This is a genomic window from Nocardioides sp. NPDC000445, from assembly GCF_040300245.1.
In the GTDB taxonomy this organism is placed as follows: domain Bacteria; phylum Actinomycetota; class Actinomycetes; order Propionibacteriales; family Nocardioidaceae; genus Nocardioides.
Genome location: NZ_JBEPDH010000017.1, coordinates 1 through 25075, shown reverse-complemented (window position 1 = coordinate 25075; position 25075 = coordinate 1). Strand labels below are relative to the sequence as shown.

At 71.2% G+C, this 25075-nt stretch carries 21 protein-coding genes; 13 read left to right on the top strand and 8 right to left on the bottom strand.

The window, feature by feature from the left end:
• Positions 1–37 precede the first annotated feature (37 nt).
• The 10 genes from ABT304_RS21485 to ABT304_RS21440 all read left to right on the top strand — a co-directional run bounded on the left by ABT304_RS21485 (position 38) and on the right by ABT304_RS21440 (position 9116).
• The gene (locus ABT304_RS21485; protein ID WP_350718275.1) at positions 38–1087 is read left to right on the top strand and encodes a Bug family tripartite tricarboxylate transporter substrate binding protein; all 1050 of its coding nucleotides are present in this window, start codon (positions 38–40) and stop codon (positions 1085–1087) included.
• A complete protein-coding gene (locus ABT304_RS21480) occupies positions 1084–1614 on the top strand; it encodes a tripartite tricarboxylate transporter TctB family protein (RefSeq protein ID WP_350718273.1) in 531 nt (176 codons plus the stop codon). Before ABT304_RS21485 ends, ABT304_RS21480 begins: the two co-directional genes overlap by 4 nt.
• A gap of 10 nt (positions 1615–1624) precedes the next feature.
• On the top strand, positions 1625–3148 hold the full coding sequence (locus ABT304_RS21475; RefSeq protein ID WP_350718271.1) for a tripartite tricarboxylate transporter permease: 1524 nt from the start codon (positions 1625–1627) through the stop codon (positions 3146–3148).
• The gene (locus tag ABT304_RS21470) at positions 3148–3570 is read left to right on the top strand and encodes a universal stress protein (RefSeq protein WP_350718269.1); all 423 of its coding nucleotides are present in this window, start codon (positions 3148–3150) and stop codon (positions 3568–3570) included. Before ABT304_RS21475 ends, ABT304_RS21470 begins: the two co-directional genes overlap by 1 nt.
• Positions 3571–3676: 106 nt before the next feature.
• A complete protein-coding gene (gene rimO / locus ABT304_RS21465) occupies positions 3677–5080 on the top strand; it encodes a 30S ribosomal protein S12 methylthiotransferase RimO (protein WP_350718491.1) in 1404 nt (467 codons plus the stop codon).
• Positions 5081–5090: 10 nt separating this feature from the next.
• Positions 5091–5732, top strand: coding sequence for a CDP-diacylglycerol--glycerol-3-phosphate 3-phosphatidyltransferase (gene pgsA, locus ABT304_RS21460; protein ID WP_350718267.1), 642 nt, complete (start codon positions 5091–5093; stop codon positions 5730–5732).
• A gap of 154 nt (positions 5733–5886) precedes the next feature.
• Entirely contained in the window at positions 5887–7860 is a 1974-nt protein-coding gene (locus ABT304_RS21455) for an ExeM/NucH family extracellular endonuclease (protein ID WP_350718265.1), read from the top strand.
• A gap of 66 nt (positions 7861–7926) precedes the next feature.
• The gene (locus ABT304_RS21450) at positions 7927–8412 is read left to right on the top strand and encodes a CinA family protein (protein ID WP_350718263.1); all 486 of its coding nucleotides are present in this window, start codon (positions 7927–7929) and stop codon (positions 8410–8412) included.
• Between the two features lie 60 nt (positions 8413–8472).
• Positions 8473–8760 (top strand): helix-turn-helix domain-containing protein, encoded by a 288-nt coding sequence (locus tag ABT304_RS21445; protein ID WP_160022457.1) that lies wholly within the window; start codon positions 8473–8475, stop codon positions 8758–8760.
• A gap of 113 nt (positions 8761–8873) precedes the next feature.
• On the top strand, positions 8874–9116 hold the full coding sequence (locus ABT304_RS21440; RefSeq protein ID WP_160022459.1) for a hypothetical protein: 243 nt from the start codon (positions 8874–8876) through the stop codon (positions 9114–9116).
• Here ABT304_RS21440 and ABT304_RS21435 read toward each other — a convergent pair.
• Both ABT304_RS21435 and ABT304_RS21430 read right to left on the bottom strand, forming a co-directional pair.
• Entirely contained in the window at positions 9113–9865 is a 753-nt protein-coding gene (locus ABT304_RS21435; RefSeq protein WP_350718261.1) for a DNA-formamidopyrimidine glycosylase family protein, read from the bottom strand. The two genes, ABT304_RS21440 and ABT304_RS21435, sit on opposite strands and share 4 nt — an antisense overlap.
• A 4-nt stretch (positions 9866–9869) precedes the next feature.
• Positions 9870–14573, bottom strand: a complete 4704-nt coding sequence (locus tag ABT304_RS21430; protein WP_350718260.1) for an Lhr family helicase — start codon at positions 14571–14573, stop codon at positions 9870–9872.
• Between the two features lie 49 nt (positions 14574–14622).
• Between ABT304_RS21430 and ABT304_RS21425 the strand changes: the two genes are divergently transcribed.
• Together ABT304_RS21425 and pdxR are read left to right on the top strand one after the other, a co-directional pair.
• Complete coding sequence (locus ABT304_RS21425) at positions 14623–15195, top strand: hypothetical protein (RefSeq protein ID WP_350718258.1); 573 nt, start codon at positions 14623–14625, stop codon at positions 15193–15195.
• Positions 15196–15234: 39 nt separating this feature from the next.
• On the top strand, positions 15235–16626 hold the full coding sequence (pdxR, locus tag ABT304_RS21420) for a MocR-like pyridoxine biosynthesis transcription factor PdxR (RefSeq protein WP_350718256.1): 1392 nt from the start codon (positions 15235–15237) through the stop codon (positions 16624–16626).
• On the opposite strand, the gene ABT304_RS21415 is transcribed toward pdxR, so the two are convergent.
• The 5 genes from ABT304_RS21415 to ABT304_RS21395 all read right to left on the bottom strand — a co-directional run bounded on the left by ABT304_RS21415 (position 16549) and on the right by ABT304_RS21395 (position 23257).
• The gene (locus ABT304_RS21415; protein WP_350718254.1) at positions 16549–17859 is read right to left on the bottom strand and encodes an APC family permease; all 1311 of its coding nucleotides are present in this window, start codon (positions 17857–17859) and stop codon (positions 16549–16551) included. The two genes, pdxR and ABT304_RS21415, sit on opposite strands and share 78 nt — an antisense overlap.
• Positions 17860–17944: 85 nt before the next feature.
• Positions 17945–18778, bottom strand: coding sequence for an SDR family oxidoreductase (locus ABT304_RS21410; RefSeq protein ID WP_350718252.1), 834 nt, complete (start codon positions 18776–18778; stop codon positions 17945–17947).
• A complete protein-coding gene (locus tag ABT304_RS21405; RefSeq protein WP_350718250.1) occupies positions 18775–20322 on the bottom strand; it encodes a class I adenylate-forming enzyme family protein in 1548 nt (515 codons plus the stop codon). Before ABT304_RS21405 ends, ABT304_RS21410 begins: the two co-directional genes overlap by 4 nt.
• Entirely contained in the window at positions 20319–21908 is a 1590-nt protein-coding gene (locus ABT304_RS21400; RefSeq protein WP_350718248.1) for a succinic semialdehyde dehydrogenase, read from the bottom strand. The genes ABT304_RS21405 and ABT304_RS21400 overlap by 4 nt, the downstream gene beginning before the upstream one ends.
• Before the next feature lie 8 nt (positions 21909–21916).
• Complete coding sequence (locus ABT304_RS21395) at positions 21917–23257, bottom strand: cytochrome P450 (protein ID WP_350718247.1); 1341 nt, start codon at positions 23255–23257, stop codon at positions 21917–21919.
• A 123-nt stretch (positions 23258–23380) separates the two neighbouring features.
• On the opposite strand from ABT304_RS21395, the gene ABT304_RS21390 reads away from it, so the two are divergent.
• Positions 23381–24544 carry an NAD(P)-binding domain-containing protein gene (locus ABT304_RS21390; protein WP_350718245.1) on the top strand — a complete coding sequence of 388 codons (1164 nt, stop codon included), beginning with the start codon at positions 23381–23383 and terminating at the stop codon, positions 24542–24544.
• Here the strand turns inward: ABT304_RS21390 and ABT304_RS21385 are convergent.
• A complete protein-coding gene (locus ABT304_RS21385) occupies positions 24454–24873 on the bottom strand; it encodes a pyridoxamine 5'-phosphate oxidase family protein (RefSeq protein ID WP_350718243.1) in 420 nt (139 codons plus the stop codon). The genes ABT304_RS21390 and ABT304_RS21385 overlap by 91 nt on opposite strands.
• Between the last annotated feature and the right edge of the window lie 202 nt (positions 24874–25075).

Genomic DNA, 25075 nt, shown 5'->3' with positions numbered 1-25075 from the left:
TGACCGTTTCATTCCCCCTGAGTCTGGAGGCCAGCCGTTGTCGACGCCGACATCGCAGTCCCCGCCCCGACCGCCGCTGCCGACGCAGCGGGGCCGGGCAGCGAGCATACGCCGTACCCGCGCCCTCGCCGTCGTGCTCGTGACCTGCCTGCTCGCCGCGGCATCGGCCTGCGGCGTGACCCGTGGCGAGCAGTCCCGTGACCTCGACATGTGGATCCCGAACAGCCCCGGTGGCGGCTACGACCAGACCGGCCGGGCGGCCGTGGGAGTCCTCGACCGCGACAACATGACCGGCGGCGACATCCAGGTGACCAACATCCTGGGCGCCGGTGGCTCCGTCGCGATGTCCCGCCTGATGAGCGAGGAGGGCAACGGCAACCTGCTCATGACCATCGGTCTGGGCGTCGTCGGCTCCACCTACTCCTTCGGCGTGGACGCCCGCCCCCAGGACGCGACCCCGATCGCCCAGCTCATCGAGGAGCAGGAGGGTGTGCTGGTCCCGGCCGACTCGCCCTTCAAGACCATCGACGACCTGGTGAAGGCCTGGGCCGAGGACCCCGAGTCCATCGTGGTCGGCGGCGGCTCCTCACCCGGTGGCCCCGACCACCTCTTCCCGATGCAGCTGGCCGAGGCCGCCGGCATCGACCCGAAGGAGGTCAAGTACGTCCCCTACGACGGTGGTGGTCCGCTCACCAGCGCGCTGCTGGGGAACAAGATCGACGTCGGGTTCTCCGGTCTCGCCGAGTTCGAGGGCCAGGTGGAGGCCGGTGAGCTGCGGGTCCTGGCCGTCTCGGGCGACGAGCGTGGCACCGGAGTCTTCGCCGACGCGCCCACGCTCACCGAGAGCGGCATCGACCTGGTGTTCCTCAACTGGCGCGGCGTACTCGCCCCGCCGGGCATCAGCGACGAGCGCCGGCAGGAGCTGATCGACCTGCTCACCCGGATGCACGACTCGAAGCAGTGGCAGCAGGCGCTGAAGGACAACGGCTGGACCGACGCCTTCGTCACCGGCGACGACTTCGACGACCTGCTGGTCGAGCAGGACCAGCGCGTCGCCTCGACCCTGAAGGAGCTTGATCTGCTGTGAGCGTCCACGAAACCGAAACCCAACCCCCCGAGCCCACGAGTCCCGCGCGCCGGGTCGACGTCGGCCAGTACGGCCTGGCCCTGTTCCTGGTCGTCATCGGGATCTACACCGTCGTCGACGCCACCGGCCTGGACGTCGGCTTCGCCGACCCGGTCGGCCCCCGCGTCTTCCCGTACGTCATCGGCGCCGGCCTCGTCGTCGTCGGTGTGCTGCTGGCGGTCGCCACCGCCCGTGGCTCCCAGCCGGAGCCCGAGGAGGGGGAGGACGTCGACCTGAGCTCGTCGGCCGACTGGCTGACGGTCCTCAAGCTGGTCGCGGTCCTGCTGTTCACGGTCGCGACCGTGAACCTGCTCGGCTGGGCGATCTCGGGCGCGGCGCTGTTCGCCGGCGCCGCCTGGTGCCTCGGCAGCCGAACGCTCGTGCGGGACGTGATCGTCGGGCTCGTCCTCTCGGTCGCCAGCTGGTACGCCTTCTACGTCGGTCTGGGCATCCCGCTCACCCCTGGCGTACTCGACGGGATCCTGTGAGGACTGACTGATGGAGAACTTCGAACTTCTCATGGGTGGGCTCGAGTCCGCCCTGACCCCGATGAACCTGCTCTACGCCGCCATCGGCGTGCTGCTGGGCACCTTCGTCGGCGTGCTGCCCGGCATCGGGCCGGCGATGGCCATCGCGCTGCTGCTGCCGGTGACGTACCGGCTCGAGCCGACCAGCGCGTTCATCATGTTCGCCGGCCTCTACTACGGCGGCATGTACGGCGGCTCCACCACCTCGATCCTGCTGAACACACCGGGGGAGTCCGCCTCGGTGATGACGGCGCTGGAAGGCAACCGGATGGCCAGAGCGGGGCGTGGCGCGCAGGCGCTGGCCACCGCCGCGGTCGGCTCGTTCGTCGCCGGCACCATCGGCACCATCCTGGTGGCCTTCTTCTCACCGGCCCTGGCCGACGTCGCCGTCGAGCTGGGTGCGCCCTCGTACTTCGCGCTGATGGTCCTGGCCCTGGTCATGACCACGACGGTGCTCGGCACCTCGGCCCTGCGTGGCTTCGCCGCGCTGTTCCTCGGCCTGACGATCGGTCTGGTCGGTCTCGACCTCAACACCGGCCAGCCGCGGCTCACCTTCGGTGTGACGCAGCTCGTCGACCGGCTCGACATCGTGGTCGTCGCGGTCGGCATCTTCGCCCTCGGCGAGGCCCTGTGGGTGGCCGCCCACCTGCGCCGACGCCCGGCGCACGTGGTCCCGGTCGGCCGGCCCTGGATGGGACGCGACGACTGGGGTCGCTCCTGGAAGCCGTGGCTGCGCGGCACCGCCTTCGGGTTCCCGTTCGGCGCGCTTCCTGCCGGTGGCGCGGAGATCCCGACGTTCCTCTCGTACCTGACCGAGCGGAAGCTCTCCAAGCGCGGCGACTTCGGCCGTGGCGCGATCGAGGGCGTCGCCGGGCCGGAGGCGGCCAACAACGCCTCCGCCGCCGGGATGTTCGTGCCGATGCTGGCTCTCGGCCTGCCGGTGACGGCCACGGCCGCGGTGATGCTCTCCGCGCTCCAGGGCTACGGCATCACCCCCGGTCCGCAGCTGATGACCGACCACGCCGACCTGGTGTGGACGCTGCTGGCCAGCCTCCTGATCGGCAACACCCTGCTGCTGGTGCTCAACCTGCCGCTGGCGCCGCTGTGGGCCCGGCTGCTGCGGATCCCGAGGCCGCAGCTCTACGCGGGCATCCTGTTCTTCGCCTGCCTGGGTGCGTACGCCACCAACCTGGACCCGTTCGACATCGCGCTGCTGGTCGCCTTTGGCCTGCTCGGGCTGATGATGCGCCGATTCGGACTGCCGGTGCTCCCATTGATCCTGGGTGTCATCCTGGGGCCGTTGATGGAGACCAAGCTGCGGGAGGCGCTGACGATCTCGGGCGGTGACTACACGGCGCTGCTGAGCGAGCCGCTCGCGGTGGTCATCTACGTCCTGATCGCGCTGTTCATCCTGGGCCGGCCGTTCATCGCCCGGGTCCGGGCACGGGCCGAGCAGTCGGCCGAGGTCGAGGACGAGAAGGAGAAGGTGTTGTGATGAGTGAGACCCCCGCAGGTGGCTGGGTGGTCGTGGCGTGGGCGCCCGACGTCTACGGCTCGGTCGCGCTGGACTGGGCGCTGGCCGACGCCGAGCGCCGCGACCGTGGCGTCGTGGTCGTCAACGCCTCCCGGGGCGATGCCCTGGTCGACGACCGCTACGCCCTCGAGGAGCAGGTCGGCGAGCTCGAACGCCGGCTCACCGAGTCGGGCCGGCCGCACGAGATCCGGCAGTCGATCGACCCGGACGTCGCCGGGGCCGTCCTCGATGCCGCCGAGCAGCTCGACGCCAAGCTGGTCGTGGTCGGTCTGCGGCGGCGTACACCGGTCGGCAAGCTGCTGATGGGCAGCGTCGCGCAGCGGATCCTGCTCGGCGCGTCCTGCCCGGTCCTGTCCGTGAAGCCGGGCTCCGTGCCCGACTGATCGCCCCGTCCCGGCGCGAGGGTTCGGTCTCAGGCGGGTGTGCCCGTCATACTTCACGGTGATGAGCACTGCGACCGAACCCTCCGCCGAGACCGACCAGCCCCTCGTGTCCGTCGCCATGGTGACCCTCGGGTGCACCCGCAACGAGGTGGACTCCGAGGAGCTCGCCGGCCGGCTGACGGCGGGAGGCTTCCGGCTGGTCGCCGACCCGGACGAGGCCGACACCGTGGTCGTCAACACTTGCGGCTTCGTCGAGCAGGCGAAGAAGGACTCGGTCGACACGCTGCTCGAGGCCGCCGACCTCAAGGAGACCGGCCGCGCTCAGGCCGTCGTCGCGGTCGGCTGCATGGCCGAGCGCTACGGCAAGGACCTGGCCGCCGAGCTCCCCGAGGCCGACGCGGTGCTCGGCTTCGACGACTACCCCGACATCGCCGCGAAGCTGCGCTCCATCCTCAGCGGCGAGGCCCACCACCCGCACACACCTCAGGACCGGCGCCTGCTGCTCCCGATCTCCCCGGTCGAGCGCGACGCCTCCGCCATCTCGGTCCCCGGCATGGCCGCCGTCGACCAGGTGCCCGGCTTCGCGGGACGTACGCGGCTCGACGACGCACCGTGGGCGCCCCTGAAGCTCGCGTCGGGCTGCGACCGGCGCTGCACCTTCTGCGCGATCCCGCAGTTCCGCGGCTCGTTCGTCTCGCGGCGTCCCTCCGACGTGCTCCACGAGGGCCAGTGGCTGGCCCAGCAGGGCGTCAAGGAGCTCTTCCTGGTCTCGGAGAACTCCACCTCCTACGGCAAGGACCTCGGCGACATCCGGCTGCTCGAGACGCTCCTGCCGGAGCTGGCCGCCATCGACGGCATCGAGCGCGTACGCGTCTCCTACCTGCAGCCCGCCGAGACCCGGCCCGACCTGCTGAAGGTCATCGCCACCACGCCGGGTGTGACGCCCTACTTCGATCTGAGCTTCCAGCACGCCTCCAACGCCGTCCTGCGGCGGATGAAGCGGTTCGGCGACCCGGAGAGCTTCCTGGGCCTGCTCGAGCAGATCCGCGGCTACGCGCCCGAGGCCGGGGTGCGGTCCAACGTCATCGTCGGCTTTCCCGGTGAGACCGAGGAGGACCTCGAGATCCTGACCGACTTCCTGGTCGCCGCGCGCATGGACGTCACCGGCGTCTTCGGCTACTCCGACGAGGAGGGCACCGAGGCTGCCGGTTTCGACGACTCGCTCAAGCTGGACGCCGACGAGATCCGCGCCCGCGTCGAGCACGTCAACGAGCTCGTCGAGGAGCTCACCGCCCAGCGCGCCGAGGAGCGGATCGGGGAGCAGGTCGTCGTGCTCGTCGAGGAGGTCGAAGACGGGGAGATCCTCGGCCGGGCCGCCCACCAGGGCCCCGAGGTCGACGGGATGACCTCCCTCGAAGGAGACGTCGAGGGCGTACGTCCCGGTGATCTCGTGAGCGCGACCGTCATCGCCTCCGAAGGCGTTGACCTGGTCGCCGAAGTGAACGGATAGGGTTCGCCGCGTGAACGACGAGAGCACTGCCCCCGAGGCATCGGTGCAGAAGACGAGCAACTGGAACGTACCCAACGCGCTGACCACGCTGCGGATCCTCGCCGTGCCGTTCTTCGCGTGGGCGCTGCTCGCCGACGGCGGCGACAACCCGACGCTGCGCTGGGTCTCCTTCGCGATCTTCGCGCTGGCGATGATCACCGACAAGATCGACGGTGACCTGGCCCGCAAGCACAACCTGATCACCGACTTCGGCAAGATCGCCGACCCGATCGCCGACAAGGCGGTCACCGGGATGGCCTTCATCGGCCTCTCGATCGTCGGCGACATCTGGTGGTGGGTGACCATCATCGTGCTGCTGCGCGAGTGGAGCGTGACCCTGCTGCGGCTCTCGGTGCTCAAGAAGATCGTGATCGCCGCCGACCAGCTCGGCAAGATCAAGACCACGGTGCAGGCGGTCGCGCTCGGTGGCCTGCTGATGCCGCTGCCGCACGGTTCGGCCCACGGTGGCGCGTTTGGTGACGCCCTCGTCTGGGAGCTGCTCTTCTACGCCTTCCAGATCTGCCTCGCGGTGGCGGTCGCGCTGACGATGTGGTCGGGCGCGCAGTTCTTCCACGGCGTCTGGAAGCAGCGCGCCGCGCTCCGCTCCTCGTAGATCTCCAATTTCGGGTAGTTGTAACTCCGTTACCGGACGTTCACCCAAGATCCCCGCCGCGAGGGCGTACGCCGCGTTATGGTCGCGTGGTTTCGGTCGGTGCTGAATCGGGCAGACCGCCCATCGCCTTCTACTTCCACGCGGGGAGTCATCCATGTTCTCAGCACGTCAGGTGCTCGGTTCGGTGGTCGGCCTGACGGCCGCCGTCGCCGGCATCGGCGCGGTCGCCATCCCGACCGCGCGCGCCGCCACGACGGCCGAGGCCGTCACCATCGCCGACATCCAGGGCACCGGCACCGCCAGCCCGCTCGTCGGTGAGACCGTCACGACCAGTGGCATCGTCACCGCCGCCTACCCCTCGGGCGGCTTCTTCGGCTTCTACCTCCAGACCCCGGGCACTGGCGGGTCGCTCGACCTCGGGTCCCACGACGCCTCCGACGCGGTCTTCGTCTACCAGCCCCGCTCGGCAGGTGCCGTCACGGTCAAGCCGGGCGACGCGGTGACCGTGACCGGTGCGGTGGTCGAGTACGCCGGGCTGACCGAGATCTCGGTGCCCACGGCCGCCGACATCGTCACCGACGGCACCGGGTCGATCGACCCGGTCGTGTCGCAGTGGCCGGCGACCGCCGCGCAGAAGGAGTCGCTGGAGGGGATGCTCTTCGCGCCCCAGGGCGAGGTCACCGTGAGCAACACCTACGGTGTGGAGAACTTCGGCGAGCTCGGCCTGGCCCAGGGCGACCGCCCGCTGCTCCAGCCGACCGAGGTGGCCCGTCCCGGGTCGGCCGAGGCCGAGGCCGTCGAGGCCGACAACGCCGCTCGCGGGATCGTGCTCGACGACGGCTCCTCGACCACGCTGCGCCCGCCGACGAGCCGGACGATCCCCTACGTCTCCAACACCGCGCCCGTCGTGGTCGGAGCCTCCGTCGACTTCCGCGGCCCGGTGATCCTCTCCGAGGGCGGCTCGCCCTCGGCGCCGACCTACCGCTTCCAGCCGACCCAGGTCGCCACCGCCGACCCGGCGTCGTGGCCGGCCGACTTCGGTGACGTACGCACCGACGCCCCCGACGAGCGCAAGATCGGCCGCCACGCCGACGTGAAGATCGCCTCCTTCAACGTGCTCAACTACTTCACCACGCTCGGCGACGCCAACGACGACAACGTCGGTGACGGCGGCTGCACCGCCTACAAGGACCGCGCCGGCGACGGCAACAACGTCAGCGGCGGCTGCGACCAGCGCGGCGCCTGGGACCCGGCCGACTTCGGTCGCCAGCAGTCGAAGATCGTCTCGGCGATCAACGCGCTCGACGCCGACGTCGTCGGCCTGATGGAGATCGAGAACTCCGCCCGCCTGGGCGAGACCCCGGACGAGGCGACCAACTCGCTGGTCGCCGCGCTCAACGCGGCCGCCGGCCGCAAGGTCTGGACGGCCAACCCGTCCTCGGCCGAGCTGCCCGACGCGTCCGGCGCCGACGTGATCACCAACGCGATCATCTACAAGCGCTCGGCCGTACGCCGCATCGGTGAGGCCCGTGCGCTGGGCGACCAGAGCGGCGACGACCAGGCCTTCGGCAACGCCCGCGAGCCCATCGGCCAGATCTTCAAGCCCGCCGACGGTGGCGCTCCGTTCTTCTTCGTGGTCAACCACTTCAAGTCGAAGGGCTCGCCCGGCCCGTGGCCGGGGGACGGCGACACCGGCGACGGCCAGGGTGCCTCCAACGAGTCGCGGGTCCGCCAGGCCACCGCGCTGGTCTCCTGGGTCTCCTCGATCCGTTCCCAGACCGGGGTCACCGACGTCGCGCTCGCCGGCGACTTCAACTCCTACACCCAGGAGGACCCGATGCAGGTCCTCTACCAGGCCGGCTACGCCGACTCCGAGACGCTCAGCGGCAACGACGAGTACAGCTACTCCTTCTCGGGTCTCGCCGGATCGCTCGACCACGTGCTGCTCAACAGGCACGCACAGCGCCGCTTCACCGGCTCGGACATCTGGTCGATCAACTCGGGTGAGTCCCTGCTGATGGAGTACAGCCGCTACAACTACACCGGTGTCGACTTGCACACCGACTCGCCCTACCGCTCCTCCGACCACGATCCCGTGATCGTCGGGCTGGAGCGCAACGCGGGCTAGCGACTCGCGAACCGCACGACGCGGCCCGGTCACCGAAATGGTGACCGGGCCGCTACCTTTTTCTCCATGGCAGCAGTCGATGATCTCCATGCCGCTCTGCGGGAAGCCGGCGCCACCGTGGCGACCGCCGAGTCGCTGACCGCCGGCCGCCTGGCCGCGCTGCTCACCGATCCGCCGGGGGCGTCGAAGACGTTCCGCGGAGGCTTCGTGACGTACGCGACGGAGCTGAAGCACACCCTGCTGGGTGTTCCCATCTCGGTGATCGAGACCGTCGGGGTGATCTCCGCGGAGTGCGCGGCGGCGATGGCCGCGGGGGCGCGGGAGCGGTCGGGGGCGACGTACGGAATCTCGACCACGGGTGTGGCCGGGCCCGAGGAGCAGGAGGGAAAGCCCGTCGGGACGGTCTATGTGGGCCTTTCCGGTCCGCACGGTGAAACAACGACGCTTCTCGGACTGTCGGGCTCGCGCATGGAGATCCAGCGTGATACGTGTTTGTTCGCTGTTGATGAACTACTCGGACTACTTCGGCGGGAACATCGAGGGGTCAGGTAGCGTTGGAGCAAGACGTCACCCAGATGTCGGTGACTTGTGAACTGTAGGAGGCTGACCGCAATGGTGCTCTTCCGTCGACTTCTCGGCGAGGTGCTTCGTGCCCAGCGGCTGGAGCGTGGGATGACCCTGCGCGAGGTCTCCGCGCAGGCGCGAGTCAGCCTCGGCTACATCTCCGAGGTCGAGCGTGGCCAGAAGGAAGCCTCCTCCGAGCTCCTCGCCTCGCTCTGCAGCGCCCTCGACGTCGCGCTCTCCGACGTCCTTCGCGACGTTTCCCACGCGGTGGCCGTCGAAGAGGCCACCATCCTTCGGATGCCGGTCCGCGCCGCGGCCGACGCCGCCGCTGCTTGATTCTCTCCCCAATCTGGGGGAGTTTTCCGTACCCGTGTCTCAACGGGGTCCGTTCCGTCTCCTTGCTGATGTGAGCCCACCACGGGCTCGCGCATTCATGGGGAGATGGTGCGATGACCATGGCAGTCGAGAACGAGCGTCCAGACCTGACGGTGCCGTCACCGTGTCTCGAGGGCGACGTGCATTCCCCCGACCTGCTCGAGGCCGAGCTCTTCGGGCTGGAGGAGACCCTGAACATCCTTCGCGACGAGTTCACCTCGGTCGCTCCCGGCGAGCGGACGCATGTTGCCCGCCACATGCGTGACACTCGCGTCCGGATCGCCCAGATCCGGTTGCGTCTGCTGCACGGACGCTAGGGCTGGCAGCTCGCGCAGTAGTAGGCCGGGCGCTCCTTGCCCGGAGGGCCGACGCGGGCGACGGTCACGGTGCCGCCGCAGCGTCGGCACGCCCGGCGGCCATAGACCCACATCCGGCGGGACATCGACCATTCGGCCTGCATCAGGTCGCGGGTGCGCTGGAGCATGCGGGGGAGCCGGTCGCCGGCATCCGCGACCGTACGCAGCGGGCTGATCCCAGCGATGAAGCAGGTCTCGGCGGCGTAGATCGTGCCGATCCCGGCCAGGTTGGTCTGGTCGCGCAGCGCGTCGAAGAGTGGCCGGTCGGGTTCCCGGGCGAGGCGTTCGATGGCTGCGTCGGGGTCCCAGTCGTCGGCGAGGATGTCTGGGCCCAGGTGGCCGACCAGTCGCTCCTCCTGGTCGCGGGGGACGAGCTCGACGATGCCGAGGAGGAAGCCGACCGCCTCGGTCTTCTCGGTGCGGAGCGCCACGCGCGCCTGGAAGCCGGGCTTCGGCCATCGCCGGCCCGCCTCGAAGACCCGCCAGGATCCCTCCATCTTCAGGTGGGTGTGCAGCGTCCATTCGCCGGTCCGGTGGTCGATCCGGGTCAGCAGGTGCTTGCCGCGGGTCAGCGTCCCGCGCACGGTGCCGCCGGACAGGTCCGCGGTGGCCAGCTGCGGCACCCGGAAGTCCGTTCGCGTGAGCACCTGCCCCGCCAGTCCCTTGTCGAGCCTGCGGGCGGTCCGGAGCACCGCGTCACCCTCGGGCACGACCTCACCTGCTCGTCGAGGTCAGGCGCAGGCCGCGCGGGGTGGCGACGAAGCCGGCGTACTGGAGCGCCTGGCGCAGCGGGGTGTCTCCCGAGCCGAGCAGCGGGGCGCCGTCCGCCTTCTCGACCGTGAGCCGTCCCAGCGCCCCTCGCCGGACGGCCTCGGCGAGCGCCTCGGCGCCGGGCTCGAGAAGGTTGGGATCTTCTGACCAGGTCAGCAGGGTGCGGCCGCCGCGTTCGACGTACATCGCCAGCTCGCCGTCGACCAGCACCACGATCGCGCCCGCCTTGCGGCCGGGCCGATGGCCCTCCTCCGACACCGGCCACGGGAGGGCCGCGCCGTAGGGATTGGCGGGGTCGGTCGCGGCCAGCGCGAGGGCGACCGGCTTGTCGACCGGCTCGACCCGGGAGAACGTACGCAGCCGGTCGACCGAGCCCGCGGTGCCGAACTGGGCCGCGCCCAGGCCCTCCACGAAGTAGCCCCGGCGGGCCCGGCCGGAGTCCTCGAACGCGCTGAGCACCTTGTAGACGGCAGCGAACCCTCCGGGGGTGCGCTCGGACTGGACCGCTCCGCGGGTGACCACACCGTGGCGGTCCAGAAGCCGCTCGGCGGCCGCGTGGGCGCGCTTGGTCGGGTCGGGATCGGGCTCGGGCAGGATCGTCCAGCGCCCGGCCGTCTCCGGTAGACCGGCCCGGGCCGGCATCCGCGCACCGCCGGTGTAGCGCCCGCCGCGGGCGCGCGGTGGTGGCCGGCGGGAGCGGTGCGACGGCGTGCCGGAACGGGTCAGCGCCCGCAACGGCAGCAGGGTGTCGTTGCTGACCCGCCCCGACCAGACCAGCTCCCACAGCGCCGCGCTCAGATCCGCGTCGCTCGGAGTCTTCTCGTCGTCGGCCGCCATGGTCCGGGCGAGCTGGTGGAAGAACCAGGCGCCGCCGGGCGCCAGGGCTTCCAGGAGCCGTTCGGCGAGCGGCCCTGGTGGCATCTCGGCGGGCGACGGCAGCGTCAGCTCGGCGGTGTCGGCGGGGTGCAGCGAGACCCAACCGTCGGTGCCGGGCAGGGTGCCGTGGCCGGCCCAGAGCACCTCGCCGCCGGAGGTCAGCTCGTCCAGGAACGCGGGCTCGTAGTCCACCACCCGGGCCGGCAGGATCAGGCTCTCCAGCGCGCTGGCCGGGACCGGGCAGCCGGCGAGCTGGTCGACCACGCTCAGCACCCCGTCGACCCCACGCAGCGCGCCCTTGCGTACGGATGTCTTCTGCCACGCCGGCAGGAACCTGCCCAGCGCCGCCGGCTCGACGGGCTCGACCTCCTTGCGCAGCCGGGCCAGCGAGCGTCGCCGCAGCATCCGGAGCACGTCGGCGTCACACCACTCCAGCCCGCTCCCGCCGGGCCGGAACTCCCCGTCGAGCACCCGCCCGCGCGCCGAGAGCCGCGCCAGGGCGTGCCGGACGACCGCCTCGCCGAGCCCCAGCCGCGAGGCCACGTCGGCGGTCGTGAACGGTCCGTGCGAGCGCGCATACCGCGAGACCAGGTCGCCGACGGGGTCCTCGACCGGCTCGGTGAAGGCCGACGGTACGCCCGGAGGGACCGCCACCCCCAGCCCGTCCCGGAGCCTGGCCACATCCTCGACCACCGCCCACCGAGCCTCCCCGGCAACCCGTACCTCGACCACCCGTCGAGCCGTGGCGAGGTCCTCCAGCATCGCCGAGACGTCACCCCGGTCGGCCGAGGCGTCGCCCGCGCTGGCCGAGGCGTCGCGGGCGTCGGTCGAAGCGTCACTTGCGTCGGCCGAGGTGGCAGTCGGTGACGTCTCGCCCGACGTACGTGACGTCTCGCCCGACGTAGCTGACGCCTCGGCCGACGTAGCTGACGCCTCGGCGGGGGTGGTGCGGGCGGTGATCTCGTCGAGGGTGAGGGGGCCGATGGTGCGGATCAGGTCGGTGATGCCTTCGGCGCCGCGGGCCTTCCGGCCGGGGGCGAGGCGCTGGAGCTCGGACTCGACCTCGGCCAGGACTTCTGGGTCGAGGAGCTCGCGGAGCTCGGCCCGGCCGAGCAGCTCGGCGAGGAGGCCCTGGTCGAGGGTGAGGGCGGCGGCGCGGCGCTCGGCGAGGGGTGAGTCGCCCTCGTAGAGGAACTGGGCGACGTAGCCGAAGAGGAGCGACTGGGCGTAGGGGGAGGGGGTCGGGGTGGCGACGTCGACGATCGAGATCTCGCGGCGCTCGATGCGGCGGAGGAGGCCGACGAGGGAGGGGAGGTCGTAGACGTCGCGGAGGCACTCGCGTACGGCCTCGAGGATGATCGGGAAGCTCGGGTACTGCGAGGCGACCTCGAGCAGGGCGGCGGAGCGCTGGCGCTGCTGCCACAGCGGCGAGCGACGGCCGGGGTCACGGCGGGGCAGGAGCAGGGCCCGCGCCGCGCACTCGCGGAAGCGGCTGGCGAACAGCGCCGAGCCGCCGACCTCGGTGGTCACCAGGTCTTCGATCTCGTCGGGCTCGAAGACGATGATCTCGCCGGTCGGTGCTTCGGCATCGGTGTCGGGGAGGCGGATCACGATGCCGTCGTCGCTGTCAATGGCCTGCCCGTCGACGCCGTAGCGCTCCCGGATCCGGGCGTTGATCGCCAGCGCCCACGGTGCGTGGACCGGGCGGCCGTAGGGGGAGTGGACCACCAGTCGCCAGTCGCCCAGCTCGTCGCGGAAGCGCTCGACGACGATGTTGCTGTCGGAGGGGAGGACGTTGGTGGCCTCGGCCTGTTCGTGCAGGTAGGTGACCAGGTTGGCGGCGGCGTAGGCGTCCAGGCCGTCCTCCTGCGCTCGCGCCTCGGCCTTCTTCGCGGGCAGCGCGGCGAGCTCGCGGGTGTAGGCGCCGACGGCCTCGCCGAGCTCCGCGGGCCGGCCGAGCGAGTCGCCCTTCCAGAACGGCAGGCGTCCGGGGATGCCGGGAGCCGGGGTCACCAGCACCCGGTCGTGGGTGATGTCCTCGATCCGCCAGCTCGTCGCGCCGAGGGCGAAGACATCGCCGACCCGGGACTCGTAGACCATCTCCTCGTCGAGCTCGCCGACGCGCCGTCCGGTGCCCTCGCCGACCAGGTAGACCCCGAAGAGCCCGCGGTCGGGGATGGTGCCTCCGCTGGTGACGGCCAGCCGCTGCGCTCCCGGACGCCCGGTCACGGTCCCGGCGACCCGGTCCCACACGATCCGCGGACGCAGCTCGGCGAACTCCTCGCTCGGATAGCGCCCGGCGAGCAGGTCGAGGGTGGCGTCGTAGGCGGAGCGGGGGAGGGTTGCGTACGAAGCCGTCCTTCTGACCAGCGCGAACAGGTCGTCGACGTCCCAGGTGTCCAGTGCGGTGGCGGCGACGATCTGCTGAGCGAGTACGTCGAGGGGGTTGGCCGGGAGGCTCATCGACTCGATCAGGCCCTGCCGCATCCGCTGCACGCTGACCGCGGTCTGAGCCAGGTCACCGCGATGCTTCGGGAAGAGCACGCCGCGGGAGATCTCGCCGACCTGGTGGCCGGCCCGCCCGACGCGCTGGAGAGCGGAGGCGACGCTCGGTGGCGACTCGATCTGGACGACGAGGTCGACCGCCCCCATGTCGATGCCGAGCTCGAGGCTGGAGGTCGCGACCACGGCCGGCAGCCGGCCGGACTTGAGATCGTCCTCGATCAGCGCACGCTGCTCCTTGGACACGCTCCCGTGGTGGGCCTTGGCGATCACCTGGGCCGCGCCGTGGGACTGCCCCGACTGGGCCATCACCTGCGCGGGCGGCGGACCGGTCTCGAAGACCCGGTCGGAGGCGATCTCGTTGAGTCGGGCGGTCAGCCGCTCCGCGATCCGGCGGGAGTTGGCGAAGACGATCGTGGAGCGATGGGCGGTGACCAGGTCGGCGACGTGCTCCTCGACGTGCGGCCAGATCGAGGAGGCCCGCTGTGGGTCGTCGTCCTCCTCCTCGCCGTAGGCGCTCGGCGCGGTCATGTCCTCGACCGGGACGACCACGCTCAAGTCCCAGCGCTTCTCGGCCGGCGGCGCGACGATCTCGACGGGCTGGGCACCACCGAGATAGCGAGCCACCTCCTCCAGGGGCCGGACGGTCGCGGAGAGCCCGATCCGCTGGGCAGGCTTGTCCAGGAGCGCGTCGAGGCGTTCCAGGGTCAGCGCCAGGTGAGAGCCGCGCTTGGTCGCCGCGACCGCGTGGACCTCGTCCACGATCACTGTCTCGACGCTGCGCAGCGTCTCGCGGGCCTGGCTGGTGAGCATCAGGAAGAGCGACTCGGGCGTGGTGATCAGGATGTCAGGGGGAGCGGTGGTCAGCTTGCGCCGGTCGGCCGCGGTCGTGTCGCCCGACCGCACGCCGACGCGCACCTCGGGCGCCTCCACGCCGAGCCGCTCGGCGGTCTGCCTGATCCCGACCAGCGGGCTGCGCAGGTTGCGCTCCACGTCGACGCCGAGTGCCTTGAGCGGGGAGATGTAGAGCACCCGGCAGCGCTGCTTCTTCTCGGGCACCGGCTCGCTGAGCAGCTTGTCGATCGACCATAGGAACGCGCTCAGCGTCTTGCCCGACCCGGTGGGCGCCACCACCAGTGCGTTGCGACCCGCCCCGATCGCCTCCCAGGCACCGGCCTGCGCCGCGGTCGGCGCTGCGAAGGCAGCCGCGAACCACGTACGTGTCGGGTCGCTGAACCGAGCCAACGCCGAGTCCGTGCTGCCGCTCATGGGACAAACCTAGTCGCGACCACCGACACTCAGCCGCCACACTGACCTCATGCACCTCGTCGTCCTCTTCGGCCCGCAGGCGGTCGGCAAGATGAGCGTCGGCCGGGAGATCGCGTCCCGGACGACCTACCGCCTCCTTCACAACCACGCCACGATCGAGCCGCTGCTGGAGGTCTTCGACTGGGGAACCGAGCCGTTCAACACGCTGAAGAGGGAGTTCCGCAGGCGGGTGATCGAGGAGGCGGTGGCGTACGACCTCCCGGGGCTGATCCTGACCTTCGCCTGGGCGCTGGACGTCCCCGCGGATACGGAGGAGGTCGAGTGGATGATCGCGCCCGCGGTCGAGGCGGGAGCGCGGATCGACTTCGTGGAGCTGTACGCCGACGTGACGGTCCGGCTCGCCCGTGAGGGCACGCCCGAGCGGCTGGCCGCGAAGCCGTCCAAACGCGACACCGAATGGGCACGCGGAGACGTCATCGGGTCGAACGAGCGCTGGGAGCTCTCGACGGGCCCTGAGGTGCCGTTCCCGCTCGACCTCCCGCACTTCGTCATCGACAACACCGATCTGTCGGCAGCCGAGGTGGCCGAGAAGGTCATCGCGCGTCTGGGGCTGCCGAGCTGAAAGCCCCCGCCGCCGGCAGGGATGTGGTCCAATCCCGCTGTGGACCTCGCGCTTGATCTGACCGACCGCGCCGTACGATCCGCGTCGCTCTACCAGGCGCTGCGCGACGCGCTCGGCGACGGCAGGCTGAAGGCGGGCGATCGGCTGCCCCCGAGCCGGGCGCTGGCCACGGACCTCGGCATCTCCCGGAACACGGTCGCCACGGTCTATGAGCGGCTGGTCGCGGAGGGGTTCCTGGAGTCGCGCGTGGGCGCGGGGACGTACGTCGCCGAGACCACGCGGCGACGACGAGATCATGCCCCCGGGTCGCTGACCCCGCGGCCTGGCTGGCGCTGGGCGCCCCGGCCGACGAGCGCAGAGGCGGCGGTGCCGGCGTACGACCTGCGGGTGGGGATCCCCGATGCCGAGCTCTTCCCGTTCGACACCTGGCGACGGATCCTCGCGGCGGAGTCGCGGCTACGCGGCCACAGCCCCGGCACCTACGCCTCGCCCGCCGGCCTGCTGAGGCTGCGCGAGGCGCTGGCGCACACGGTCGCCTACCACCGCGGGGTGCGGGCCGACCCGGGGCAGATCGTGGTCACCAGCGGCACCCAGCAGGCGCTCGACCTCGTCGCCCGGGTGCTGCTGGAGCCGGGCGACGTCGTCGCCGTCGAGGATCCCGGATACCCGTCCGCGATCGACCTCTTCGCCTCCCACGGCGCCCGGGTCGTACCGGTGCCGGTCGACGAGGAAGGGCTGGTCGTCGAGGAGATCCCGGAGCAGGCACGGCTCGTCTACACGACCCCGAGCCACCAGTTCCCGCTCGGCGTACGCCTCTCCCTCCCACGCCGCCGAGCCCTCCTCGACTTCGCGAACGCGCACGACGCGGGGATCGTGGAGGACGACTACGACAGCGAGTTCCGCTTCACGGAGCGGCCCCTGGAACCGCTGCACGCCATGGACGATCAGGGCCGGGTGATCTATGTCGGCACCTTCTCCAAGTCGCTGCTGCCGAGCCTGCGCACCGGCTACCTGGTCGCCCCGGGCTCGCTCGTCGACAGCGTCCTGGCCGCCAAGCAGCTCGGCGACGGCTTCGGCCCCGTCCAGCCCCAGGCCGCGCTGGCCTGCTTCCTGGAGGAGGGCCTCCTCGCCCGTCACGTGCGCAAGGCGTCCAAGACGTACGCCGAGCGCCGCTCGGTCCTCCTCGAGACCCTCTCCACGTGGCCGGTCGAGGTGCTCCCGTCGGCGGCCGGACTGCACCTGTCCGCCTACGCGGAGCTCCCCGCCGACCTGGCCGAGCGTGCCGCTGCCCAGGGGCTGGCGCTGGACACGATCGCCGCTCATCGCCAGCTGCCTGGACGCGACGGGCTCTTCCTAGGCTACGGAGCCGTCCGGACAGACAGCCTGCCCGACGGGCTCGAGCTGCTGGCCGACCTCGCGGGCTGGGCGTGACCGCTCACGACGGGCGCGGACCAGCGACCACACGAGACCGGCACCGCCGCAGAGCACCGGACCGAGCAGGTGGGCGCCGGTGAGGCCCAGCAGCACCAGTGCCGCGACCATCGAGCAGACCGCCGCCCACCAGGACCCGGTGCCACGAGGAAGCAGTCGCAGCGCAGCCGCCGCCCCCACCACGTACAGCAGGGAGAAGGTCCCCGAAGCCATCAGGAGGAGGGCATCGGTCGAGGACCCGGCGACCCAGATGAACGCGAGAGAGCCGAGCGCCACGGCACTGATGGCGAGCAGCGAGCGGCGCGGGATGCTGGACGCAGGGTCGGCCAGAGCCCGTGGCAGCGCACCCTCGCGCGCCAACGACGCTCCCAGGCGTGAGCCTCCGGCGAAGTAGGCGTTGATCGCCCCGACGGTCAGCAGCACGGCGACGACGGCCGTCACGGGTCGCGCCGGCTCCCCGAAGCCCAGGACGAGCAGGTCCGCCAGCGGCGCCGCACCGGAGGTGGAACCGAGCGAGGCGACCGTCGCGAACGCGATCCCGAGGTAGAGCACCGTCACGACTCCGAGCGCCAGGAACGTCGCCCGGCGGATGTCGCGTGCCGGGTCGCGATAGTCGGCCGAGAGCGAGGAGAGGATCTCCCACCCCGCGAACGCCCACACCAGCATCGCCGCCGCGGTGCCGACCGAACCCCACCCGTGCGGGGCGAACGGCGTCAGCCGCTCCAGCTCGGCATGCGGCAGCGCGACCACGACCGCCACCGCGAGCAGCACCGCGATCGCCCCGGCGATCCCCAGCTGTACGCCCCCGGACACCCTGATCCCGAACCAGTTCATCGCGGTGACCAGCACGATGATCGCCGCCGTCGCCGCCAGCGACGTACCCCGCCCGCCGCCGACGGCGTCGGCGACGTACGCCCCACCGAACCCCGCCGCGACCGGCGCCCCCACGCCGATCGTCAGGTAGAACGCCCAGCCGACCATCGTCGCGACGTGCTGGTTGAAGGCGAGCCGAGCGTACGTCGCCACCCCGCCGCCGTCAGGATGCCGGGCTCCCAGCGCGGCGAAGGTCGCCGCCAGCGGCACCGAGAGCACGATCAGCGCCAGCCAGGCCACGAGCGAGGCCGGTCCGGCCTCGCTCGCCGCCAGCGCGGGCAGGGAGATGACACCGGTGCCGAGCACTGCACCGAGGGTGAGAGCCGCGCCCTGGGGCACGGAGAGTCCGTCGTTCTTCACGAACCTGACGCTAGTGAGCGCGGCCCCCTCCGCGCCCGGCCAATCGGCCCCTCGTCTCCTGGGCCAATCCTGGGCCGATCCGGCGTTAACGTACGTTGCGCCGCACCCGCTCCTCATACGCCGCCCGAGCCGCGGGGTCGACGCCCGCGAGCAGCTGCGAGGCGTTGGTCGTCCGGTCGACGAAGTCCTGGAACCGGCGCGGCATCGCCTGGGTGATCTTGGTCAGGGCCTGGGCCCAGTTGGGCACCCAGACCTCGGGCCGCGGCTCGCGGACGACGTCCTCGATCGCGGCCGCGACGTCCTCGGGAGTGACCGGCTTCATCCCCTTCGCCTGGGGCACGCCGTCGGAGAGCTCGGTCTGCACCATCGCCGGCAGGATGAGGGAGACGTCGACCCCGGAGGGCGCCAGCTCCATCCGCAGCGCCTCCGAGAAGCCGACCACGGCGAACTTCGAGGCCGAGTAGGTCGCCGCGTCCGGCACCGGCACCCGGCCGACCGCCGAGGAGACGTTGACGATGTGGCCCTGGCCGCGCTCGACCATCGCCGGCGCGACCGCCTTGATCCCGTTGATCGGGCCGTGCACGTTGACCTCGAAGATCGCCCGGGTGAGCGCGTCCTCCTCCTTCAGGACCGACCCGAGCGGCATGATCCCGGCGTTGTTGACCAGCACGTCCCACGGCCCCAGATCGGCGACCGCGGTGAGGAACTCGCGCCAGGAGGCTGGGTCGGTGACGTCGAGAGGCGCGGCCACCACGCGCGCCGACCCGAACTCGGTCACGACATCGGCGAGCAGGTCCGGGTCCAGGTCACCGACGGCCACCCGAGCTCCGGCGCGGGCCAGCCGCTCGACCGTGGCGCGGCCGATGCCACGGGCGCCTCCGGTGACGATGACGGCGGTTCCCTCGATCTGGCGTGTCATGACTCTCCTTCGGTGGTGCGGACCAGGCTGCGTACGGCTTTTCTGTCGGTCTTGCCCACGCTGGTGACGGGGACGGCATCGAGGATGAGCACCTCGCGGGGGTACTTGTGCGGCGCGAGCCGCGTCTTGACGAAGGCGATCAGGTCCTCGGGAGTGGCGCGTGCGCCGGGATGGAGGGCGACGGCCGCGACCACCTCCTCGCCCTTGTGAGCGTCCGGGCGCCCGACCACCGCGGCGGCGGTGACCGCCTCGTGCGCGAGGAGTGCGTCTTCGACGTCGCGGGGGAAGACGTTGAACCCGCCCCGGATGATCAGGTCCTTGATCCGGTCGTCGACGTAGAGGTAGCCGTCGGCGTCGAAGTGGCCGATGTCGCCGGTGTGCAGCCAGCCGTCGACGACGGTCGCGGCGGTCTGTGCCGGGTCGTTCCAGTAGCCCTGCATCACCCCCGGGCCACGCACCCAGATCTCGCCCTCCTCGCCGGTCGGGACCGGCGAGCCGTCGGGTCCGGCGATGATCACCTCGGCGTGGGAGAGCGGCTTGCCGACGCTGCCGGGCCGCGACTCCTCGATGGTCGAGGCGGCGATGACCGCGCTCGACTCGGTGCAGCCGTAGCCCTCCAGGATGGTCACGCCGAAGGCCTCCTCGGCCTTCTCCCGCAGCGCCGGCAGCAGCGGCGCGCCACCGCTGCCGAAGGAGCGCAGCGAGCTCAGGTCGTAGTCCTGGTAGGGCTGGTCGAGCAGCATCTGCAGCATCGACGGGACCACCGTGCTCGACTCGACCCGGTGCTCCTGGGCGAGCTCGAGCCATCCCTTGGCGTCGAACCAGCGCTGCAGCACCGAGCTCTGCGGGCGCGAGGAGTGCATCCCGCTGATGACCACGATCAGGCCGTACGCATGGGAGAGCGGCAGCGGCAGCAGCCACCGTGTCGTGCCCTGGCTCTCTCCGACCCGGTGGAGGGCGTGCCCGGACTCCCACAGCCCGCGGTGGCTGAGCATGACGCCCTTGGCCCGCCCGGTGGTGCCGCCGGTGTAGAGCAGCGCCGCGAGGTCGTCGTCGCCGCGCAGGGCGATGTCGATCGGTTCGGCGCTCTCCAGGCTCTCGTACGCCACCGCATCCGTTCCCTCCGGAACATCCCCGGCCACGACGACGGTGAGGTCGAGACCATCCCCGGCAGCCTGCACCAGCGGCAGCAGCTCGGGCGTCACGATGGCCGCCCTGGCTCCGGAGTCCTCCAGGATGTGCCGCAGCTCGGGCGGGGTCTGCAGGAAGATCACCGGCGTCACCACCGCGCCGAGTCGCCACAGGGCGCGATAGCTGACGAAGACCTCCGGGGTGTTCATGGTGAGCACCACGACCCGGTCGCCGGGCTCGATCCCGAGCTCGCGCAGGCCGCCGGCGACCCGCGCGGACCGCTCGGCGATCTCCTTGGACGAGTGCCAGGTGCCTTCGAAGAAGACCATCGGGTGGTCGCCGTGGCGGGCATAGGACTTCTCGGCCAGCACCGCCAGGTTGTGCTCACCCGGCTTGCTCGCGGTCCCGCTCATCGGGCGCCCAGCTTCCGCAGCGCCTTGAGCTGCCCGTTGCCGAGTGCGACGAACTTCTCGACCGTCTGCCCCTTGAACGGCCCGATCGGACCCATCCGGGAGGCCGCGAGGGTCTGGGCGTCGGTGAACTTCCGGATCCCGTCCGCGCCGTGGCGGCGCCCGAGCCCGCTCGACCCCATGCCACCCATCCCGGCCTCGATGCTTCCGGCTGCCAGGGCGGCGCCGTCGTTGATGTTCACCGCGCCCGCGCGGATGCGCCGAGCGATCATGTCGGCCTCGCGTACGTTCTTGCTGAACACGCTCGCCGAGAGCCCGGCCTCGCCCTGGTTGGCGATCCGGACCGCCTCCTCGTCGCTGTCGGCGCGATAGAGCGCGAGGACCGGGCCGAAGGTCTCACCGAGACACAGATCCATCTCGGAGGTCACGCCCTCCAGGACCGTCGGCGCGAAGGCGTACGGACCGACCTCGGCGAGCGGTTCGCCGCCTGCGAGCACGGTCGCGCCTTTCGAGACCGCGTCGGCGACGTGGGCGGTGACCTTGTCGAGCTGCGCCTGCGAGGCGAGCGACCCGACGTCGGCCGAGTAGTCGAAGGTCTGGCCGACGACCTGGTTCTCCGTCTCGGCGACCAGGGCCTGGCGGAAGGCGTCGTAGACGTCCTCGTGCACCACCACGCGTTCGATGTGGACGCACATCTGGCCGGTGTTGGCGAAGGCCGCCATCACGGTGCCTCGGGCGGCCTGGGCGAGGTCGGCGTCGCGGCGGACGATGAGGGGGTTCTTCCCGCCGAGCTCGAGCGAGGCGCCGATCAGCCGGCCCGCTGCGCGCTGGGCCACGATCCGCCCGGTCGCCGTCGAACCGGTGAAGGCGATGTAGTCGACGTTGTCGATGACCGCCTCACCGGTGGCCGCGCCCGGCCCGGTGACGACCTGCCAGACGTGCTCGGGGAGACCCGCCTCGGCCATCAGCGCCCTCGCCCACAGCAGCGTCAGCGGCGCCTGCGGGTCGGCCTTGCTGATCACGGCCGCGCCCGCGAGCAGGGCCGGGATGGCGTCGCCGACCCCGAGATAGAGCGGATAGTTCCACGGCGAGATGATCCCGACGACCTTCTTCGGCACCCGCACCTCCTTCACGGAGGTGATGCCGGGGATGGCCCCACGGACCCGCTTGTCGGCCAGGTACGCCGGGCCGCGCCGGGCGTAGTGGCGAGCGATCGTGCCGACCTGGAGGATCTCCTGCCAGGCGTGGAAGCGGGCCTTGCCCATCTCCCACTGGATCAGGTCGAGCACCTCGTCCTGACGCTCGACCAGCAGGTCGTGGAAGCGGAGGATGACCTCGGCGCGGTCGGAGAAGTCCAGCGTGGCCCAGTCGGGCTGGGCCGCCCGCGCCGCCGCCGCGGCCTCGGCGACGTCCGCGGCCGTCACCGACGGCACCGGGGCGGTCGGCTGGGCGTCGTAGGGTGCGACCGCTGTCAGCGTGCTGTCGCCCCCGGAGACCGGAGCCGAGACCCATCGCGTCCAGGAGGCGAGCCGGGCGTCGTCGATCCAGCCGGGACGTACGCTCGCGGCCTCCGTTGTCTTCGTGGTCATCGATCTCCTCAGATCCGGGTCAGATGGATGGGGTTGCCGTCCTTCGGGAACGGCAGCGAGCTGTTGTCCAGGGGCGCGCGGTAGCCGGGGGAGACGCTCCACCGGTAGCTGCGCAGGAGCCGGTGCAGGATCGACTTGACCTCCAGGCCGGCGAAGTAGAGGCCGATGCACTTGTGCACCCCGCCGCCGAATGGCTCCCACGCCATCCGGTGGCTCTTGTCCTCGCGCCGGTGCGGCGCGAAGCGCTCGGGGTCGAAGACGCTCGGGTTGGTCCAGTAGTCCTCCATCATGTGGCTGAACTGGACCCCGACCATCACGCCCGTGTCGGCCGGGATACGGACCCCGAGGAGGCTGGTCTCCTTGACCGTACGCCGGATCAGCGCCGGCACCGGGGCGCGCAGCCGCAGCGCCTCCCGCATCACCAGATCCAGGCTGGTGAGGCTCTCGATCTCCTGCATCGTCGGTGCCTCGCTGAGCGCGAGGGCCTCCTCGCGGCAGCGCTGCTGCCACTGCGGATGCTGGCCGAGGTACTGGAGGATCGTCGAGGAGGTGATGGTCGAGGTGTCGTGCGCGGCCATCATCAGGAAGATCATGTGGTTGACGACGTCCTCGTCGCTGAACCGCTCGCCGTCGTCGGTCTCGATGTGGCACAGCACCGAGAAGATGTCGTCGGTCGCGGTGGCCCGTTTGGCCGGCAGGTAGTGGCGCAGGAAGCCTTCCAGCACCTTCCGGCCGCGGAACGCGCGGCCCCAGCGGGTCAACGGCACATCGCCGCGTACGACACCGGCAGCCGCCTGCACGCAGGCGATGAACGCCTTGTTGACCCGGTCCATCTCGGCCCGGCTGGTCTCGGCCGCACCACCCATGAAGATGTCGGCGGCGATGTCGAGGGTGAGCTGCTTGAGCCGCGGATAGGCCTGGAAGGCCGGAGCGTTGGCCCAACCGCGCATGCCGTGCGCGATCGCCGGATGCATCGCGGTGGTGTAGGTGGCGAGCCGGTCCCGGGTGAAGGCCTCCTGCATGATGCGGCGATGGGCGTGGTGCTCCTCGAAGTCGAGCAGCATCAGGCCGCGGTCGAAGAAGGGGCCGACGATCTGTCCCCAGGCCGGCCCGTTGGCGAAGGCCTTGTCCTTGTTGCGCAGCACCGCCTCGCACGCGTCCGGTCCGAGCGCGACCACCCCGGCCTCGCCGGCCCGGAAGAACGGCGAGACCGGACCGTACGTCTCCCACTGGTGCCGGTAGAAGCCGACCGGGTCGCGGGAGTAGTCCAGCAGCCGGCCGATCCAGGGGAGCCCGCGGTCGCCGGGCACGAGTCGTGGGATCTCGCGGAGTGCCTCGGTCGCTGTCATGGTGCCTGATCCATCGTGTCCGACCTCCCGGTCCCGAGTGACTCTGCTGAGGTTAGTCAAGTAGAACGTGTTCCCGCAGCATTCTGCGGGTATGGAATTCGGCGGAGCGTTGTTGAGGTGTGCGTGGAGAGCTACGAATCAGTGGTGATCGGTGCCGGTCAGGCCGGTCTGTCGGCGTCCTACCACCTCAGCCGGCTGGGCGTACGCCACGCCGTGCTCGACGCCGAGCGTCGCCCGGGCGGCGCCTGGCAGCACCGCTGGGACTCGCTCACCATGCACGACGTCCACGGCGTCGCGGATCTGCCGGACGGGCGGGCGCCGGGTGAGTCGGGGGAGCGGGCCAACGTCGCCGTGCCGGGATGGTTCGGGACGTATGAGTCCATGCACGGCCTGCCGGTGGAGCGCCCGGTGAAGGTCACCTCGGTGACCTCGGTCGGCGACCTGCTCGCGGTGCACTCGGCCGACGGACGGACCTGGTTCACCCGCACGCTGGTCAACGCGACCGGGACCTGGACGCGACCGTTCGTCCCGCACTACCCGGGGGCATCGACCTTCCTCGGGGAGCAGGTGCACACCCACGACTACCCGGGCGCCGCACACTTCCGGGGCAAGCGAGTCGCGGTGGTCGGTGGAGGAGCCTCGGCGGTGCAATTCCTCGGCGAGCTCGCGCCGGTGACCTCGGTGCTCTGGATCACGCGGCGGGAGCCGGTCTGGCGCTCGGACTTCGATGCCGAGCGTGGGCGCGAGGCGGTCACGCTTGTGGCCGAGAGGGTCGAGGCCGGGCTGCCGCCGGCGAGCGTCGTCAGCGTCACCGGTCTCTCGCTGCGGCCGCAGGAGCAGGAGGCCGCGCGGCTCGGGGTCTACGAGCGCCGGCTGCCGATGTTCTCCCGCATCGAGCCGGACGGTCTGCGATGGGAATCAGGGGCGTTCGAGCCGGTCGACGCGATCCTGTGGGCCACCGGCTTCCGTCCCGCCGTCACCCACCTCGCTCCGCTTCATCTGCGCAGCTCTCACGGGGGGATCCCGCTGCTGCGCGACTCCGCCGACGTCCAGACCGCCGTCACCGCTGCGTACGACCCGCGCGTCCAGCTCGTCGGCTACGGTCCCTCCGCGAGCACGATCGGGGCCAGTCGTGCCGGTCGCGCTGCGGCGCTTGCGGTCCGGCGCCAGCTGGCCGAGCCTCAGGCGGCTGCGCCTCAGAAGGCGCCGAGGTCGGCGGAGAGCCAGTTCTCCGGCGACAGCCGTACGGTCGCCTCGGGCGGGAAGTTCGCCGCCTCCGCCAGGTAGGCCTCGGCTGCGTCCGGAGGCAGATACCGTCGCGCCATCGCCTCCGACTCGCCCTCGGCGGCATCGGCGATCCGCACCGGCCCCTCGACCGACACGTAGCGCACCGTCGGATCCACCCGCTCCACCATCAGGGTGCACCGTCCCGCGGCTGCGAGCAGCCGAGCCTTGAGCGAGTCCTTCCCTGTCACGAACCACACCTCGCCGCCGGGGGTGTAGTCGTACCAGATCGGGACTGTCAGGGGCGCCCTTCCGTTTTCTCTGCTCACCGAGAGTGCGGCGATCAGGGGCTGGGTCAGGAGTTCTTGGCGGTCTTCGAGTGGGATACCCATGCTCTTTACCGTACGTCGTGGGCCAGGGGTGTTTTCGTGGTTGGCCTGGGCCGCCGACCCGTTCTTGAAGGGTGTTCTCGACGAACCCCGGAGTCAAGGACGGCCTGCGGCCGCCGGCTTCGCCGGCCGCTTCGCGGTCCTTGACACCGGCGCCCGTCGAGAAAAAACTTGGCTGGCTGTCGGGGCGGCGGCCCGGGTGTGG

What these genes read in the sequence shown, in the direction of transcription:
- ABT304_RS21475 (WP_350718271.1), top strand. Translation starts at nt 1,625, where the DNA reads ATGGAGAACTTCGAACTTCTCATGGGTGGGCTCGAGTCCGCCCTGACC.
- ABT304_RS21470 (WP_350718269.1), top strand. Translation starts at nt 3,148, where the DNA reads ATGAGTGAGACCCCCGCAGGTGGCTGGGTGGTCGTGGCGTGGGCGCCC.
- ABT304_RS21455 (WP_350718265.1), top strand. Translation starts at nt 5,887, where the DNA reads ATGTTCTCAGCACGTCAGGTGCTCGGTTCGGTGGTCGGCCTGACGGCC.
- ABT304_RS21450 (WP_350718263.1), top strand. Translation starts at nt 7,927, where the DNA reads ATGGCAGCAGTCGATGATCTCCATGCCGCTCTGCGGGAAGCCGGCGCC.
- ABT304_RS21445 (WP_160022457.1), top strand. Translation starts at nt 8,473, where the DNA reads ATGGTGCTCTTCCGTCGACTTCTCGGCGAGGTGCTTCGTGCCCAGCGG.
- ABT304_RS21440 (WP_160022459.1), top strand. Translation starts at nt 8,874, where the DNA reads ATGACCATGGCAGTCGAGAACGAGCGTCCAGACCTGACGGTGCCGTCA.
- ABT304_RS21430 (WP_350718260.1), bottom strand. Translation starts at nt 14,573, where the DNA reads ATGAGCGGCAGCACGGACTCGGCGTTGGCTCGGTTCAGCGACCCGACA.
- ABT304_RS21425 (WP_350718258.1), top strand. Translation starts at nt 14,623, where the DNA reads ATGCACCTCGTCGTCCTCTTCGGCCCGCAGGCGGTCGGCAAGATGAGC.
- ABT304_RS21410 (WP_350718252.1), bottom strand. Translation starts at nt 18,778, where the DNA reads ATGACACGCCAGATCGAGGGAACCGCCGTCATCGTCACCGGAGGCGCC.
- ABT304_RS21405 (WP_350718250.1), bottom strand. Translation starts at nt 20,322, where the DNA reads ATGAGCGGGACCGCGAGCAAGCCGGGTGAGCACAACCTGGCGGTGCTG.
- ABT304_RS21400 (WP_350718248.1), bottom strand. Translation starts at nt 21,908, where the DNA reads ATGACCACGAAGACAACGGAGGCCGCGAGCGTACGTCCCGGCTGGATC.
- ABT304_RS21395 (WP_350718247.1), bottom strand. Translation starts at nt 23,257, where the DNA reads ATGACAGCGACCGAGGCACTCCGCGAGATCCCACGACTCGTGCCCGGC.
- ABT304_RS21385 (WP_350718243.1), bottom strand. Translation starts at nt 24,873, where the DNA reads ATGGGTATCCCACTCGAAGACCGCCAAGAACTCCTGACCCAGCCCCTG.